Origin of the sequence: Paraburkholderia sp. J67, from assembly GCF_905220265.1 — a bacterium.
Taxonomy (GTDB): Bacteria; Pseudomonadota; Gammaproteobacteria; order Burkholderiales; family Burkholderiaceae; genus Paraburkholderia.
Window position 1 is genome coordinate 133,667 of sequence record NZ_CAJMZK010000008.1, and the last position, 14,547, is coordinate 148,213.

The window sequence follows — 14,547 nt, forward strand, 5'->3', positions numbered from 1 at the left end:
TCATTGCCGCCGCGCTTGCCACAAGCGCGATGGCGGGGCACGTCACGTCCATCGAATCCGCATTCAAAAAACACATCAATTCGATACGCAAGCGGAGATCCTCAATGAAAAGTTCTGTGCGCACGCTGTTCGCCGCGCTATCCACGCTTCCCTGCCTGCACGCCTTCGCCGAGGTGTCGCCGGGCGCGCCGTCGGACGCATCGGCGAGCGTCTATGCAACCGGCTCGCAAATGCAGGCGATCTTCGGTTACTGGGGCGCGGGTCTCGGGCCGCAGACCCTCGGCGTCGCGCCGCAGCGCTCGTTCGTGACGCTCTACGGCACGCTGGACATGGGCGTGAACTACACGAAGGATGGCCCGGACAGCATCACGCGCCTGCAATCGGGGGGCGCGCTGACGTCGAAGTTCGGCATCTACGGCCAGGAATATCTGGGCAATCAGTGGACCGCGCTGTTCCGGCTTGAAAACGGCTTCATGGGCAATACCGGCGCGCAGCAGGATTCGTCCTCCATGTTCAATCGCGCCTCCTATGTGGGCATGCAAAACCCACAGTACGGACAACTGACTTTAGGCCGTCAATACACCTCGGGCGGCGCGGCGGCACTGGGCGCCGATCCGTTTCTGGGCGTCGCGCACGAATCGGTTTATAGCTATCTGCTCGGCACGTCCGATCTGGGCGTGGGTGCGAATAGCGATGCGCTCGGCCGTCTGCCCAACACGATCCGTTATATCTCGCCGCGTCTCGGGCCGCTCGGCGTGGATCTGAGCTATTCGTTCAAGCAGGATCAGACCGAAGGACCGGCCGTGCATCAACGCTCGGCGATGGTCTCGTATGTGGACCGGCGCGCCGTGATCTCCGTGGCATTCGGCCAGAGCTGGTGCGATCCCGCGATGAGCGGCAGTTGCAGCACTACGAGCACGGTCCAGCCCACCAAGCGCACCGATTCGTATCTCGCCAGCGTGATTGTCGATCTCGGTCCGTTCATCGCGCAAGGCGCGTATATCCGCTATGTGCCGCAAGCGGAAAATAGTGCGATCGCCAGTCTCTATCTGGTCGGCCTGCAAAAGTGGTGGGGCGTCGATCTGCTGCGCGCCTCGGCGGCGTATCGCGATACCACGATCTCGGGCGACTACGCCTATGGCGGCACGCTCGGCATCGACCACTTCATCTCGAAGCGCACCTCGCTCTATGGCCGTGTCGGCGTGATCCGCAACGGTCCGGAATCGAGCGTCACCTACAACTACGACAGCGGTTCGCCTGCTCCCGAGCCGGGGCGCACCGTGTCGAGCATCACGCTGGGCATCAACCATCAATTCTGATGTGCGGCTCGTCTCGCACATCGCGTTCGCAGCACCCATTACGTTCATCACGGAGATATGCATGTCCCTCGATCTGGTCACCGATTTCATCGAAAGCAGCAAGGCACGCTACCTGCAACTGTCCGACGACATCTGGCAATACGCCGAGCTGGGCTATCACGAGCAGCAGTCCTCAGCCGCGCATATCGCCGCGCTGAAGGCCGAGGGGTTCGCCGTGCGCGAAGGCGTGGCAGGCATTCCCACGGCGTTCGTGGCCGAAGCGGGATCGGGCGGTCCCGTGATTGCGATCCTGGGCGAATTCGACGCGCTTTCCGGGCTCAGCCAGGAGAGCCTCGCGCTCACGTGCTGTCCGTCGAGCGAAATCGTCAACGGCAACGGGCATGGCTGCGGCCATCACCTGCTTGGCACTGGCGCGCATCTGGCGGCCGTGGCGATCAAGAATGCGCTGGAGCGCGAAGGCATCGAAGGCACCGTGCGCTTTTACGGCTGTCCTGCGGAAGAAGGCGGCTGGGGCAAGACCTATATGACGCGCGCGGGTTTGTTCGACGATGTTTCGGCGGCCATTACCTGGCACCCCGGCATCGCCAACACGATCATGAATCTCGAAAGCCTCGCGGTTAAACAGGCGTATTTCCGCTTCAAGGGCATTTCCGCGCATGCGGGCGCTTCGCCGCATCTCGGGCGTAGCGCGCTAGATGCGCTCGAACTCATGAACATCGGCACGAATTTTCTGCGCGAACACATGATTCCCGATGCGCGCGTGCACTATGCGATCACCGATGCTGGCGGCGTCGCGCCCAACGTCGTGCAGCCGAACGCAAGCGCGCTCTATATGATCCGCGCGCCGCGCAATCGTGACGTCCAGCAACTGTACGAGCGCGTGTGCAATATCGCGCGCGGCGCGTCGCTGATGACCGATTGCGAGCTGGAAATCGAGGTGCATTCGGCGTGCTCGAATCTGATGCGCAATCACACGCTCAACGAACTGATGCAGGCGAAGCTCAAGGAGCTGGGCGCGCCGATCTATACGCAGGATGAAATGGCCTTCGCCACTTCGATGCATGGCACCACGCGCCCGGACGAAGTCGAGATGGCAGGTCGCATGTTGCAGGCTGCGTGGCGCGAGCCCAAGGCGCTGTTCGACGGCATCGACGCGCTCGACAACGCGCGCCCGTCGCAGATGCACGGTTCGACCGATGTGGCCGACGTGAGCTGGGTCACGCCCACCGTGCAATGCATGACGGCCTGCTTCGCGTTCGGCACCTCGCCGCATTCGTGGCAGTGGGTCGCGCAGGGCAAGAGCGCGATCGCGCACAAGGGCATGGTGCTGGCGGCCAAGACGATGGCGGCCTCGGCGCTCGAACTGTTCACGAATCCGCTGCTGCTGGCGGCGGCGCGCACGGAACTGGCGGAACGTCTCGCCCAGGAACCGTATGTGTGCCCGATCCCCGACGGCGTCGAACCGCCGTTGCCGAACCCGGCACGTTGATTCGATGCCCACAGCCAAGCGGTTCCTGCCGGGATATTGATCGGCTATGCTGCCACTTCTGGATCCGAAATCGAGGGTGGCGGTGAAGCTCAGACAACTCGACGCGCTGCGCGCGGTCGCCGAGGCCGGCAGTCTGCACGAGGCCGCGCGCCGCCTGTTCCTCACGCAGCCCGCGATCAGCCGCTCGATCCGCGAGCTTGAGGTCGAACTCGGCATGCAGTTGCTGACGCGGGCCGCGAGCGGCGCGACCTTGACGCCGTTCGCCCAGCAGGTGCTTAAGCGCGTGATGGCCGTGCACCGCGAAATCGAGCGCATCGAAGAAGACGCGCGCGCGGCGCGTGGCGAACTCGGCGGCCAGCTTACGCTCGCGGTCACGCCGCCCGCCTCGACGCGCGCGCTCGCCGACTCGCTGAGCGAACTGGCGGCCGCGCGCCCAGGCGTCAAGCTTCAGGTGATCGAAGCCCGCGCCGAAAACATCGCCGACGGGCTGCGCGACGGCACCATCGACATCGGCGTCTTCACGCAATACTGCGAGCCGAAGAACGAGTTGTTCGAGTGGATCAAGCTCTATGAACTCGACGTGCTGCTGACGATTCCCGCGTCCTATACGGGCAGCGAGACGCTGACCGTCGAGCAGATTCACGCACTGCAGTGGCTCTCGCTCGATTCGCCAAGCGACACGTCGAGCTTCATGGCGACCCTCTTTGGCCAGTACGGCATGCCGATCCCCGAGCGCACCCTGCGTTGCTCCGCGATGACGCTCTATCTGGATCTGTCCGCGCAGATCGAGGCCGTGTCGATCTGGACGGCGCTCGCGAAGCCGTTGATCCTCCAGCGCGTGAAAGCGGGCACGCTCAAGCTGCTCGATCTCGTCGAGCCGATGCCGCGCATCGGCATGTATCTCGCGTATTCCAGCGAGGACCTGCTGACCGCGACGGCGCAGCAATTCGTGAGACTGCTGCGCTCGAAGCTCGAAGGCGACGAGGCGCAGCGCTGGCCCGCGGGCATGGCGTATAGCGGCGCGGACAAAGGGGTTCGCTGAGCGCCCGGTCGACGCTTGCGTCGTTACGTGGCGCGCCTCACGCATTGATCGATCGTGCCAAACGGCGCGCGGCCGTTGCCATCGCGCGCGCTCATGGTGACGCGGTCATCAAAGCGCATGAACGCCGTTTGCGCCCCGCCGCGATCCAGCATTTCGATCACGCGGCGCTCGGCGATACAGGCTGAACCGGCTTCCCGGCTTTCGTTGGACACCGTCCCGGAGCCGACGATCGTGCCTGCCGAAAGCCGCCGCGTGCGCGCCGCATGCGCGACGAGCGTGCCGAAGTCGAAGTTCATCTCATCGCCGCGCGGCGCGCCGAACCATGCGCCATTCCATTCGACGTGCAGCGCGAGCTTCACGCGTCCTTCGTGCCACGCGTCGCCCAGCTCATCCGGCGTCACCGCCACGGGCGCGAAGCTCGTCGATGGCTTCGCTTGCAGGAAGCCGAAGCCGGTGCGCATCTCGCGCGGCCCCAGCGCACGCAGGCTCCAGTCGTTCAATTGCACGAGCAGGCGGATATGGCCGAGCGCCGCGCGCGCGTCGACGGCCATCGGCACCGCGCCGGTGATCACGCCGAACTCGCCTTCGAAGTCGATGCCGTGCGCTTCGTCGGGCAAGGGCACGTCGTCGGTCGGACCGAGAAAGTCGTCGCTTGCGCCCTGGTACATGACGGGAATCGTGTCGAAGTCGGGAATCGGCTCGGTGTTGAACGCACGCTCCATCAATCGCCCGTGATTGAGGAACGCCGAGGCATCGCACCATTGCGGGCTGCGCGGCAAGGGCGCGGCACACGTGCGTGGATCGAAGGCGAAGTCGCTTAAAGCATGGCCCGCGTTCAAGTCCTCGTAGCGCGCGGCCAGCCGCGGCGCAACGCTGTCCCATCGCTCTAGCGCATCGAGCAACGTAGGCGCGATGTCATGCGCTGACACGGCCCGCGAAAGATCGCGCGAGACGATCAACAGTTCGCCATCGCGGCAGGCGCTTTTACGAGTGGCGAACTTCATGGCGCGACCTCCTCGACGATGGCGACCGCGCGCGTCCAGCCCGCCGAGGCCTTGCGGATCTTGTGCGGAAAACAACTGATCGTGAAGCCGTGCGGCGGCAGCGCTTCGAGGTTGTGCAACTTCTCCAGATGGCAGTAGCCGATCTCGCGACCCGCCTTATGGCCTTCCCAGATCAGCGAGGTGTCGCCGTTTTCCGCGACGCGCTGCGCCGTGTGGGAGAACGGGGCGTCCCAGCTCCAGGCGTCGGTGCCGGTCAGGCGCACGCCGCGCTCGAGCAGATAGAGCGTCGCTTCGCGGCCCATGCCGCAGCCCGCGCCCACGTAGTCGTTGTGCCCGTAGCGCGAGCCCGCGCGCGTGTTGACCACGACGATATCGAGCGGCTCCAGCGTGTGGCCGATGCGCGCGAGTTCGGCTTCGACATCGGCGGCGGTGGCGACATAGCCATCGGGAAAATGCCGGAAATCGAGCTTCACGCCCGACTGGAAGCACCATTCGAGCGGCACTTCGTCGATGGTGATCGACGGGCGCGGCTCGCCAAAGCGCGCGTCCATCGTCGAATGGAAATGCCACGGCGCGTCCAGATGTGTGCCGCTGTGCGTCGTGAGCGTGACCCATTCGGCGGCGGCGGCCTCGCCGTCGGGGTAGTCTTCGGCGCGGGTGCCGGGCAGCATCGCCATGAATTCGGGCAGCGTGTCGGCGTGGGTCTGGTAGGTGATCTTCGGCGCGAGTGGCGGCGGATCGGAGAGGACGTCGTTTTCGAGGTAGATCGAGAGGTCGATGAAGCGGCGCACGGGTTTCATGAGGCGTGTCCTGAGGATTCGATTGAACGGGGAATGCGCGCGAAACAGCAGCAGGCGAGCGCGCCGACCACGAGCGCCGCGCAGCCGAGGCTGCCATAGCCGAAGTGCTTGACGAGCACGCCACCGAGCAGCGGCCCGGCGGCGGCGCGGCCGCTTGCGTCGAGCCGCGCGAGCAGGCCGAAGGCGTAGGTATGGCAGAAGATCATCACGGCGGGAAATACGGCGGTCGCGGCCGCGTAGGGCGCGAAGCCGCTGCCGAACGCGATCGTGAGGGCGAGTGCGGCCTGAGCGAGCGGCCCGCCGAGCACGACGGCGCGTGCGTTCAGACGGCGCTGCGTGAGCGCGGCGAGCGGCGCGGGCAGCAGATTGACGAGCCCGAGCGCGATCAGCACCGCGGTCACCGCCGCAGGCCCGAAGCCGCGTTCCACGCCGATACGCGCGACGAAGCTCGCGAGCATCGCCTGCGTTAGCGCCATGCAACTCACGCCCGCGATCGCTAACCATACGGGCGAGGCGAGGCGCGGCTTCGCGGCAGTCGGTGCAGCCGCCAGCGTGATCGGCACGGACGGAAACGCGAGCGCACTGATCAGCGCCGCGACCGCCATCACCGCCGCGACGATCACGAAGAATGCCCGCGCACCATGCGCCGCGACCGCGAGCGGCGTGAGACCGAGAAACGCGATCGAGAATGCGCCGAGCGCAAAGCCCGCGAACGCGAACAGCCGGTGCGGATTGGCGCTGCGGCCAATCGTGCCGTGCGCGATGCTGAGGCTGCACCCGACGGCGAGTCCCGCGAGCAGATGGAGCGAGGCCATCGTGGCATAGGCGTGCGCCGCGCCCGCGCCGTAGAACGCGCCAGCGGCGAGTGCGAAGCCTGCCGTCACGAGCGCGCGCGCGGGCAGGCGCGCGGACAGCCGCAACAGCAGCGGCGAGCACACCGCGCTGCTCGCGACCACGCCCGCGAGAAACAGCGTGGGCAGCGCGCCCGCGTGCTGGGCATCCAGGCCCAGGCCGCCGATCAGCGTGGCGACCCACACGGGCAGCGCGACGAGATCGACCATGCCTGCGCAGTGCGCGGCCATCAGTGCGACGAACGCGGTGCGGCCAAAGCCGGCCTGGGTTTTCAGTGTGGCGGGTGTAGCGAGCCCCGGCGTGAGCGCGGCGTCGTGATCCATGACGGGCCTCCGCTCAGATCGCTTGCGCGAGATAGTGATGCGTCTCGTGCATGATGCGCGCGTGCTCGGCGCGGTCGCCGTTGGCGATCTCGATCTCGCCCAGACGCCCCGAATTCTCGACCACCACGCGGCAACGTTCGAAACGGCGCGCCTCGAAGGCCGCGAGCGCATCGGCGGCGCTGGCGTGGCGCGCCAGTTCCTCGGCGAGCACGATGCCGTCCTCGATGCCGATGCCTGCGCCCGAGGCCATATGCGGCGTGGTCGCGTGCACGGCGTCGCCGACCAGCACGACGCGCCCGCGCGACCACGGCTGCTGCATCAGCAGGCTTTCGAGCGGGCGATAGATCACGCTTGATTGCGCGCCGATCTGCGCGCGCACCGCTTGCAGTACCGGCGCGCCGAAGCCCGCCAGCAGGTCGCGCAGCATCTCGGGTGCGAGGGCGGCGTCGATATGAGCGCGCGTGGGGCGATCCTCGGTCACGAACAGGTACATCTCGTCGGCGGACACGGGGTTGAGGCCCGCCTTCACCTTGTGGCCGAGCCACATCGACGCGCACTCGATCTCCTGCGGACGCGGCAGCACCGCGCGCCACACGCCCTGGCCGGTGTAGCGCGGCGCGGGCGCGTCGGCGAAGGTCGCGGCGCGCACTTTCGAATAGAGGCCGTCCGCGCCCACTACGAGGTCGTAGCGCGACGTGCTGCCGTCGCTGAGCGTGACGGTCACGTGATCGGCCTGGGTGTCCAGGCGTTCGAACGTGCAGCCGAGTTTGACGTTCACGCCCGCCGCGCGCGTGGCTTGCGCGAGGATTTCGGCCAGCACGGGGCGCATGATCGCGCCGCCGCCCGGCACGTCGTCGCCTGCCACGCGCGGTGTGGGCAATGTGCCGAGCGGCGTGCCGTCGGGCGCGAACAGCTTGACGCCGTCGCCTGCGTGGCCACGCGCGAGGAACGCATCGAGCACGCCCACGGTGCGCAGCGCGCGCAGCGTCGGCCCGCCGATGCTGATGCCCGCGCCATACGAGCGCCAGCCCGCGTCGATCTCGACGAGATCGACCTCGAAGCCGCGCTTCGTGCATTCGATGGCGGTCGTCATGCCGGAAAATCCGCCACCCACGACGAGAATGCGGCGTATTGGCTGGTTCATGGTGATGTCTCCTGGTTTTGCAGTTTTGTTTCGCTGTTTTATTCGGCGATGTTGCGGTTTTCGCTGAGCGCTTTAGTCGGTTCGATCGCCTCGTCGCACAGGAACACGCGCCCCAGTGCGTCGATATGCAGCGCGAGCGGCGTGAGTCGCTGACCGAGGCACGGCCCTTTCACGCACACGCCGCTTTCGATGTCGAACAGCGCGCCGTGTGCATGGCAGACGATGCGCGTGCCGGCCGCGTCCAGCCATGCGTCCTTGCGCCAGGCCATCGGCGTGTCGCCGTAATGCGGGCAGGCGTCGCGCCACGCGCGCACGCCGCTCGCGTGCCGCACGACAAAGAGCGTCGCGCGCCCGGTGCCGTGCGGGTCGAAGCCGCGCGAACACGGCACGGGTAGCGCCGCGAGATCGGTCAGAAAGATCACGTTCGCGTTCTTTCTCAGGTGGCGCGGGAACTCAGCGCGCAGCGGGCGGCGGGCCGCCCGGCGCCCACTTCTCGCGATGCTGGAGCAGGAAGAGTTGCGAGGCGTCCGCGCCCATCGGGGCCGAGCGCGCCTGCCACTGATCGTCGTGCAGGTCCATGTCGGCGTCGTACTCCACGTGGCAGCCGAGCGGGCTGTTGAAATACCAGAACCAGTTCGAGCCGAAGCGATGACGGCCCGGCCCCCAGAACGACTGGTAGCCCTTTTCGACGAAGCGCGTGCCTGCCTGCACGACTTCGCTCGGGCCACCCATGTGGAAGGTGAAGTGCTCGCAGCCCTTCATGAATGGCGGCGTCTCGATCAGGAACAGCGTGTGATGGTCGAGCGTGCCGGCAGGACGCAGGAAGGGGCCGACGCCCGCGAAGCGGTCGGTGCAGCGAAAACCCAGCCGCTCGACGTAGAACGCCTCGGCGCGCGCGGCGTCCGGCACGAAGTAGACGACGTGCGAGAGCGTGCGCGGCGTGAGCGCGGCGTCGTCGTTCGCGGCCACCACGTTGGGCGCGCGCTGGGCGGGCGCGCCGGGAGCGTTGATGGGCTCGGCGGGGAGGTCGAGCGGGCGGCGCACACTGATCTGGAAGCCGAGCGTGAAACCCATGTCGTCGGTGCTTTCGAGCGAGCCGTCGGCGAGCGTGCGCACTTCGCGGTCACGGCGCAATTCCGTGGCGATCTGTTCGAGCGTGGCCGCGTCGGCCACGCCGTAAATCGTCTTGCGCAGCAGGCTCGCGGTGCCGAGCGAGGGCGGCAGGCGTGCGTCGTCGGCGCGTCGGATCTCGATGGCGGTGCCGTCGAGCGCCTCGAAGCGCCCGCCTGCGCTCGCGCCATCGGTGTCGCTGGCGACCGGACGCAAGCCGTAGTCGACGAGATATTGACTGCACGCGGCGACATCGTCCACGCCAAACACGAGACAATCGGGGCCGATGATATTCATTCTGGAATCCTTTGTATTGAGTGTTGTCAGCGGCGTATCAGCGCTTCGTTTGGCCGCCGAGCGTTTCGGCGACCCAGTCGGCGATGTAGTGGCCCGCGTTGATCGAGTTGTCGAAGCTCGCGTGCTGTGCGCCGCCTTCGCGATCGGTGAAGATTTTCAGTTCACGCTTCGGGCTGTGGATGAGTTGCTCATAGGTGCGATGCGCCCACGCGAGCGGGATCTGCGTATCCTTTTCGCCGTGCGTGACGAGGAACGGCACGCGAATGCGATCGAGCACGCCGTCGAGATGCACGTCCTGCGCGATGCGCATGAAGTCGTCGATATCCTTTGCGCCCCACACCCAGCACACGTGCTTCCAGTAGTGCGGCACGGGGAAATCGCCTTCGCGTTGCAGGCGCTTGCTCTGCACGTCGCGCCAGTCGTGATTCGCTCCCCACACCACGCCGCACGCGAAGCGCGGCTCGAAGGCCACGGCGCGCGGGCAGTAGTAGCCGCCGAGCGACACGCCTTCCATGCCGATGCGTTGCGGGTCCACGTCGTCGCGCGTTTCGAGCCAGTCGACGATACGGCTCGCCCAGCGCTCGCTGTCGTAGACGGCGGTGAGGCCGTGCAGGCGCAACGCTTCGCCGGTGCCCGGCTGATCGACGATCAGCGAGGACACGCCGCGCTCGGCGAGCCAGGCGGGCAGGCCCACGAAGTACTTCATCTCCTTGGTGGAGTCGAGGCCGTTCACCTGCACGAGCAGCGGCGCGCGGGCCGGGGCGTTCTTCGCGCGCACATAAAGACCCGAAAGATGGCCGTCGCCATAGGGAATCTCCACGCGTTCGCAGTCGTCGCCCGCGAGCGCGATGCCTTTCGCGAATACATCGAGTTCGCGCCGATAAAGCTCGATCCGGCCAGGCGCATCGTGCGCCTGCATGCGTTCGCTCGTGAGCAGATAGACGCTCGCGCGCTTGTACTTCGCGCCCGCCGAAAGCAGACGCCCGCGCGCTTCGTCTTCCTGCGCGAGTTCGCAGAGCTGGTCGGCCATCGCGACCCAGGTCTCGCGGAACGCGCGTGTGCCTTCGGCATCGGGCTGCTTCGACGCTTCCAGCAGCGGTGCGCACATCGACTCGATTTCGCCCAGGCGCGCGCCCATTTCGATGGCGAGATCGACCGAGAGATTCCAGACGTAATTGGTGGGGAAATAACGGAACATGTCTTCAACGATTCCTTGCTGACGGTTGAAACGGGGCGGCGCGATGTCGTGCGTGACAGGTCGGGCTTTACATCAGCGGGATCGCGATGTTGAGCCAGACGTTGTTGCTCTTCGACGTATTCGCCGCGTAAATACCTTGCTGATAGTTCAGATTGATCTTCACGGGACCGGCGTCGTAGACGATCGACGGCCCGAAGCCGAAGCTGCGCGCGCGATAGCCCGCTTCCACGGTCGCGCCGTTCTGCGTGTCGTTGCTGTACTGGTTCAGATACGAGCCGACCACGCCCAGCTTCCAGTGCCCGAGGTGCCAGCCCGCTTCGAACTCGCCGAGATACGCGTCGCCCGAGGTGTAGTTCGTCGTCGAGTTGCGCTGGTTGATCAGGAAGCGGTTCGAGAAACCGATGTCGAGGCCGCCGGGCCGGTCGTAACGCACCGCGAACACGGGTTGCAGGGACGTGTAGCCCACGGCGACGCTCGCCTTGGTCGCGCTGTACGAGCCGGTTTCGAGCGCGAGGTCGAGGCCGGTCGCGAACGAGAGTTCGCGCGTGGGCCGCCAGTCGACGATCAAGGGCGACACCGTGATGTTCGAGAGACCGTTCTGCGTCGAATGCTGGCCCGCCACCGTGGTATGCAGCGACACCACCGGAATCACGAGTTGCGAATAGAAGCGCGCGCCGTAGAACTCGAACGGATACGAGGCGAGCAGACGCGTGACGGACGTCGCAACCGACGAATGGAACGGCACGGGCAGCTTGTCGCCGTTATTGCCGTAAAGCCCGTTCGAAAAGCTGTAGTTGAACTGCTGCAACACGAACAGGCCCGGAAACGGCGGCATGGACGCAATGTTGTCCCCGGTCGCGCTCGCGGGATACGGCGAGACGCCACCTTCGAAAGCCTGCGCGTGGTGCGCGAGCGTGGCGAATACCAGCGCCGTGGCGGCGCGTTTGAAATGGCCTTGCATGGTGTCTCCTGCGCGATCGTCTGAATCGCGTCGTGGTTTTTGTTGTGGGTGCGGCTAGGTTAAGATGCGCCGATCTATGTGAAAAATGGATTCGATCCATTCGGCGTATCGATTTGCTGAATACATGGGGAATACCCGGATCAGCACGCATAAGCACAACCAAAACATCCGGAGACGAGACACGTGCGCTTCAACAAGCTGGATCTCAATCTGCTGGTCGCGCTCGATGCGCTGCTCAGCGAGCGCAGCATCAGCCGCGCGGCGGAGCGCGTGCATCTGAGCCAGTCGGCCATGAGCAATGCGCTCGCGCGTCTGCGCGAGTACTTCGACGATGAATTGCTGGTGCAGGTGGGCCGCAAGATGGAGCCGACGCCGCGTGCGGAGGGCCTGGCCGATGCGGTGCGCGACGTGCTCGTGCGCGTGGAGGCCACGATCTCGACGCAGCCCGCCTTCGTGCCAGCCGAATCGACGCGCGAATTCCGTCTGCTGGTGTCTGACTACACGCTCACGACGCTGATGCCGCACGTGCTCGCGCGCGTCTATGCGCAAGCGCCGAATATCCGCATCGATCTTCGTCCGCAGGTCGCGCATCCCGAGCGTGCGCTCGAACGCGCCGACGCCGACCTGCTGATCATTCCGCGCGACTATTGCTCGACGGATCACCCGTCCGAGACCCTGCTCGACGAGCAGTTCTGTTGCGTGCTATGGGAAGGCGCGACGCTCGCGCATGCCACGCTCACGCGCGAGGCGTATCTGGAGGCGGGTCATATCGTGGTATTGCCGGGGCAGGGCCAGCCCGCGCTCGAAGACTGGTTCGTGAAGCGTCTGGGCGTGTCGCGGCGCGTGGAGGTGACGACGTTCAGCTTCGCGGCGGCCGCTCAACTGGTGGTGGGCACGCAGCGTATCGCCACGGTGCACAGGCGGCTTGCCCTGCTCGCGCAGCGTCACGAGCCGATTGCGATTCACGATGTGCCGCTGCATATGCCGGCGATGCATCAGGCCGTGCAGTGGCATCGGCATCGCAGCGCGGATGAGGGCTTGAGCTGGCTGCGCGGCATCTTGCGCGAAGCGGTCGAGGCGATGGATCGCGCGGTGGGCGGTCCAGGACAGCGCGTGGAGGACAGTGTTGCGCCGCCGCGCAAAGCGCGGCGGGCTAAAGCACGATCAAAGATGGATTAAGGAGAACCTGCTCAGTTTTTCAGGCGGTAGCCGGTCTTGAAGATCCACGCGGTGATCGCGAGGAATATGCCGAGAAAGGCTGCAGTCATGCCAAGGCTCACGCCTACGTCGACATCCGCGAGTCCATAGAAGCTCCAGCGAAAGCCGCTGATCAGATAGACGATGGGGTTGAGCAGGGTGATAACGCGCCACGCGGGCGGCAGCATGTCGACCGAGTAGAAGCTGCCGCCAAGGAACGTCAACGGCGTGATGATCAGCAGCGGCACGATTTGCAGCTTCTCGAAGTTGTCCGCCCAGATGCCGATGATGAAGCCGAGCAGGCTGAACGTGACCGCCGTGAGCAGCAGGAACAGCACCATCCAGACGGGATGCTGGATCTGGATCGGCACAAAGAGCGCCGCGGTGGCGAGAATGATGAGCCCGAGGATGATCGACTTGGTTGCGGCCGCACCCACATAGCTGATCACGATTTCGACATAGGACACCGGCGCCGAGAGCAGCTCGTAGATCGTGCCCGTGAAGCGCGGGAAGTAGATGCCGAACGACGCGTTCGAAATGCTCTGCGAGAGCAGCGACAGCATGATCAGGCCTGGCACGATGAACGCGCCGTAACTGACACCGTTGACTTCCTGAATGCGCGACCCGATTGCGGAGCCGAAGACGATGAAGTAGAGCGACGTCGAAATCACCGGCGCGATAATGCTCTGCATGAGCGTGCGCCGGGTGCGCGCCATTTCGAAACGATAGATGGCGCGAATGGCGTGGAGATTCATCGGGAAGTCACCTGTCCTTTGCTCTTTTCTTTGTCCGGTTCGGCGACCGGTTGTGCGGCGGGGTCCTTGTGCACGAGGCTCACGAAGATGTCCTCCAGCGAACTCTGGCTCGTTTTCAGGTCCTTGAAGCCAATGCCCGCCTCGCCGAGGTCCTTGAGCAGCGTGACGATGTCGTTGTCTTCGCTGTCACTGTCATAGGTATAGGCGAGTTCGGCGCCGTTGTTGGCCAGCTCCAGGCGCCAGTGGGCCAGTGCCGCGGGAATGGCGCTCAAGGGCGCTTCGAGCTGCAAGGTCAGCTGCTTGCGGCCGAGCTTGCGCATGAGCTCGTCCTTGTGCTCGACGAGCATGATCTCGCCGGCGTTGATGACGCCGATGCGGTCGGCCATCTCTTCCGCTTCGTCGATGTAATGGGTCGTCAGGATGATCGTCACGCCGTTGGCCTTGAGCCCGCGCACGAGATCCCACATGTCGCGGCGCAGTTCCACGTCCACGCCGGCGGTCGGTTCGTCGAGAAAGAGGACTTGCGGCTCGTGCGAAAGCGCCTTGGCGATCAGCACGCGGCGCTTCATGCCGCCCGAGAGCGTGATGATCTTGTTGTTGCGCTTCTCCCATAGCGACAGGTCGCGCAGCACGCGCTCGATATAGGCGGGGTTGGCTGGCTTGCCGAACAGTCCACGGCTGAACGAGACGGTGGCCCAGACGGTTTCGAACGCGTCCGTGGTCAGCTCCTGGGGCACGAGGCCGATCAGCGAGCGCGCGGCGCGGTAGTCCGTGACGATATCGTGACCGGCGACGCGCACGCTGCCTTCGCTCGCATTGACGATGCCGCAGATGATGCTGATCAGCGTCGTCTTGCCCGCGCCATTGGGCCCCAATAGCGCGAAAATCTCACCGCGCTGGATGTCCAGGTTGATGTGCTTGAGCGCGCGGAAGCCCGACGCATAAGCTTTCGAGAGGTTCTCGATGGAGAGGATCGTTTGCATGTGCGTGACATTACCAGAAGCCGGGATAATGCACCGGGCCGCTCATCGGGCGGTCGGGCGGTCAGCATGACGC

The 14,547-nt window shown here is 65.5% G+C and carries 14 protein-coding genes; 4 read left to right on the forward strand and 10 right to left on the reverse strand.

Going from position 1 to position 14,547, the window contains the following annotated elements; all coding sequences use genetic code 11:
• Window positions 1-104 precede the first annotated feature (104 nt).
• The 3 genes from U5782_RS17290 (at window position 105) to U5782_RS17300 (ending at window position 3,850) form a co-directional block, all read left to right on the forward strand.
• Window positions 105-1,319, forward strand: coding sequence for a porin (locus U5782_RS17290; protein WP_322045082.1), 1,215 nt, complete (start codon window positions 105-107; stop codon window positions 1,317-1,319).
• A 61-nt stretch (window positions 1,320-1,380) separates the two neighbouring features.
• Window positions 1,381-2,808 (forward strand): M20 family metallopeptidase, encoded by a 1,428-nt coding sequence (locus U5782_RS17295; RefSeq protein WP_322045083.1) that lies wholly within the window; start codon window positions 1,381-1,383, stop codon window positions 2,806-2,808.
• Window positions 2,809-2,890: 82 nt separating this feature from the next.
• Window positions 2,891-3,850: a LysR family transcriptional regulator gene (locus U5782_RS17300; RefSeq protein ID WP_322045084.1), complete on the forward strand. Its 960-nt coding sequence runs from the start codon at window positions 2,891-2,893 to the stop codon at window positions 3,848-3,850.
• Window positions 3,851-3,873: 23 nt separating this feature from the next.
• Here the strand turns inward: U5782_RS17300 and U5782_RS17305 are convergent, their stop codons facing one another.
• The 8 genes from U5782_RS17305 to U5782_RS17340 all read right to left on the reverse strand — a co-directional run bounded on the left by U5782_RS17305 (window position 3,874) and on the right by U5782_RS17340 (window position 11,539).
• Window positions 3,874-4,854 carry a fumarylacetoacetate hydrolase family protein gene (locus tag U5782_RS17305; protein ID WP_322045085.1) on the reverse strand — a complete coding sequence of 327 codons (981 nt, stop codon included), beginning with the start codon at window positions 4,852-4,854 and terminating at the stop codon, window positions 3,874-3,876.
• On the reverse strand, window positions 4,851-5,654 hold the full coding sequence (locus U5782_RS17310) for a cyclase family protein (RefSeq protein WP_322045086.1): 804 nt from the start codon (window positions 5,652-5,654) through the stop codon (window positions 4,851-4,853). Before U5782_RS17310 ends, U5782_RS17305 begins: the two co-directional genes overlap by 4 nt.
• Entirely contained in the window at window positions 5,651-6,829 is a 1,179-nt protein-coding gene (locus U5782_RS17315; protein ID WP_415914349.1) for an MFS transporter, read from the reverse strand. The genes U5782_RS17310 and U5782_RS17315 overlap by 4 nt, the downstream gene beginning before the upstream one ends.
• 13 nt (window positions 6,830-6,842) lie before the next feature.
• Window positions 6,843-7,973 carry an FAD-dependent oxidoreductase gene (locus tag U5782_RS17320; RefSeq protein ID WP_322045087.1) on the reverse strand — a complete coding sequence of 377 codons (1,131 nt, stop codon included), beginning with the start codon at window positions 7,971-7,973 and terminating at the stop codon, window positions 6,843-6,845.
• Between the two features lie 38 nt (window positions 7,974-8,011).
• A complete protein-coding gene (locus tag U5782_RS17325; protein ID WP_322045088.1) occupies window positions 8,012-8,395 on the reverse strand; it encodes a Rieske (2Fe-2S) protein in 384 nt (127 codons plus the stop codon).
• A gap of 31 nt (window positions 8,396-8,426) precedes the next feature.
• Window positions 8,427-9,380 (reverse strand): VOC family protein, encoded by a 954-nt coding sequence (locus U5782_RS17330; RefSeq protein WP_322045089.1) that lies wholly within the window; start codon window positions 9,378-9,380, stop codon window positions 8,427-8,429.
• Window positions 9,381-9,417: 37 nt separating this feature from the next.
• Window positions 9,418-10,578, reverse strand: a complete 1,161-nt coding sequence (locus tag U5782_RS17335; protein WP_322045090.1) for an alpha/beta hydrolase family protein — start codon at window positions 10,576-10,578, stop codon at window positions 9,418-9,420.
• A gap of 67 nt (window positions 10,579-10,645) precedes the next feature.
• Entirely contained in the window at window positions 10,646-11,539 is an 894-nt protein-coding gene (locus U5782_RS17340; RefSeq protein WP_322045091.1) for a transporter, read from the reverse strand.
• A gap of 183 nt (window positions 11,540-11,722) precedes the next feature.
• Here U5782_RS17340 and U5782_RS17345 point away from each other — a divergent pair, with 183 nt between their 5' ends.
• Window positions 11,723-12,718 (forward strand): LysR family transcriptional regulator, encoded by a 996-nt coding sequence (locus tag U5782_RS17345; RefSeq protein WP_322045092.1) that lies wholly within the window; start codon window positions 11,723-11,725, stop codon window positions 12,716-12,718.
• 11 nt (window positions 12,719-12,729) lie between these two features.
• Here U5782_RS17345 and U5782_RS17350 read toward each other — a convergent pair whose 3' ends face one another.
• Together U5782_RS17350 and U5782_RS17355 are read right to left on the reverse strand one after the other, a co-directional pair.
• On the reverse strand, window positions 12,730-13,491 hold the full coding sequence (locus U5782_RS17350; RefSeq protein ID WP_322045093.1) for an ABC transporter permease: 762 nt from the start codon (window positions 13,489-13,491) through the stop codon (window positions 12,730-12,732).
• A complete protein-coding gene (locus tag U5782_RS17355; RefSeq protein ID WP_322045094.1) occupies window positions 13,488-14,474 on the reverse strand; it encodes an ABC transporter ATP-binding protein in 987 nt (328 codons plus the stop codon). Before U5782_RS17355 ends, U5782_RS17350 begins: the two co-directional genes overlap by 4 nt.
• Between the last annotated feature and the right edge of the window lie 73 nt (window positions 14,475-14,547).

Bases quoted from the DNA above. Each gene is read 5' to 3' on its own strand.
- U5782_RS17295 (WP_322045083.1), top strand. From the start codon at position 1,381: ATGTCCCTCGATCTGGTCACCGATTTCATCGAAAGCAGCAAGGCACGC.
- U5782_RS17290 (WP_322045082.1), top strand. From the start codon at position 105: ATGAAAAGTTCTGTGCGCACGCTGTTCGCCGCGCTATCCACGCTTCCC.
- U5782_RS17315 (WP_415914349.1), bottom strand. From the start codon at position 6,829: ATGGATCACGACGCCGCGCTCACGCCGGGGCTCGCTACACCCGCCACA.
- U5782_RS17310 (WP_322045086.1), bottom strand. From the start codon at position 5,654: ATGAAACCCGTGCGCCGCTTCATCGACCTCTCGATCTACCTCGAAAAC.
- U5782_RS17320 (WP_322045087.1), bottom strand. From the start codon at position 7,973: ATGAACCAGCCAATACGCCGCATTCTCGTCGTGGGTGGCGGATTTTCC.
- U5782_RS17350 (WP_322045093.1), bottom strand. From the start codon at position 13,491: ATGAATCTCCACGCCATTCGCGCCATCTATCGTTTCGAAATGGCGCGC.
- U5782_RS17335 (WP_322045090.1), bottom strand. From the start codon at position 10,578: ATGTTCCGTTATTTCCCCACCAATTACGTCTGGAATCTCTCGGTCGAT.
- U5782_RS17330 (WP_322045089.1), bottom strand. From the start codon at position 9,380: ATGAATATCATCGGCCCCGATTGTCTCGTGTTTGGCGTGGACGATGTC.
- U5782_RS17305 (WP_322045085.1), bottom strand. From the start codon at position 4,854: ATGAAGTTCGCCACTCGTAAAAGCGCCTGCCGCGATGGCGAACTGTTG.
- U5782_RS17340 (WP_322045091.1), bottom strand. From the start codon at position 11,539: ATGCAAGGCCATTTCAAACGCGCCGCCACGGCGCTGGTATTCGCCACG.
- U5782_RS17355 (WP_322045094.1), bottom strand. From the start codon at position 14,474: ATGCAAACGATCCTCTCCATCGAGAACCTCTCGAAAGCTTATGCGTCG.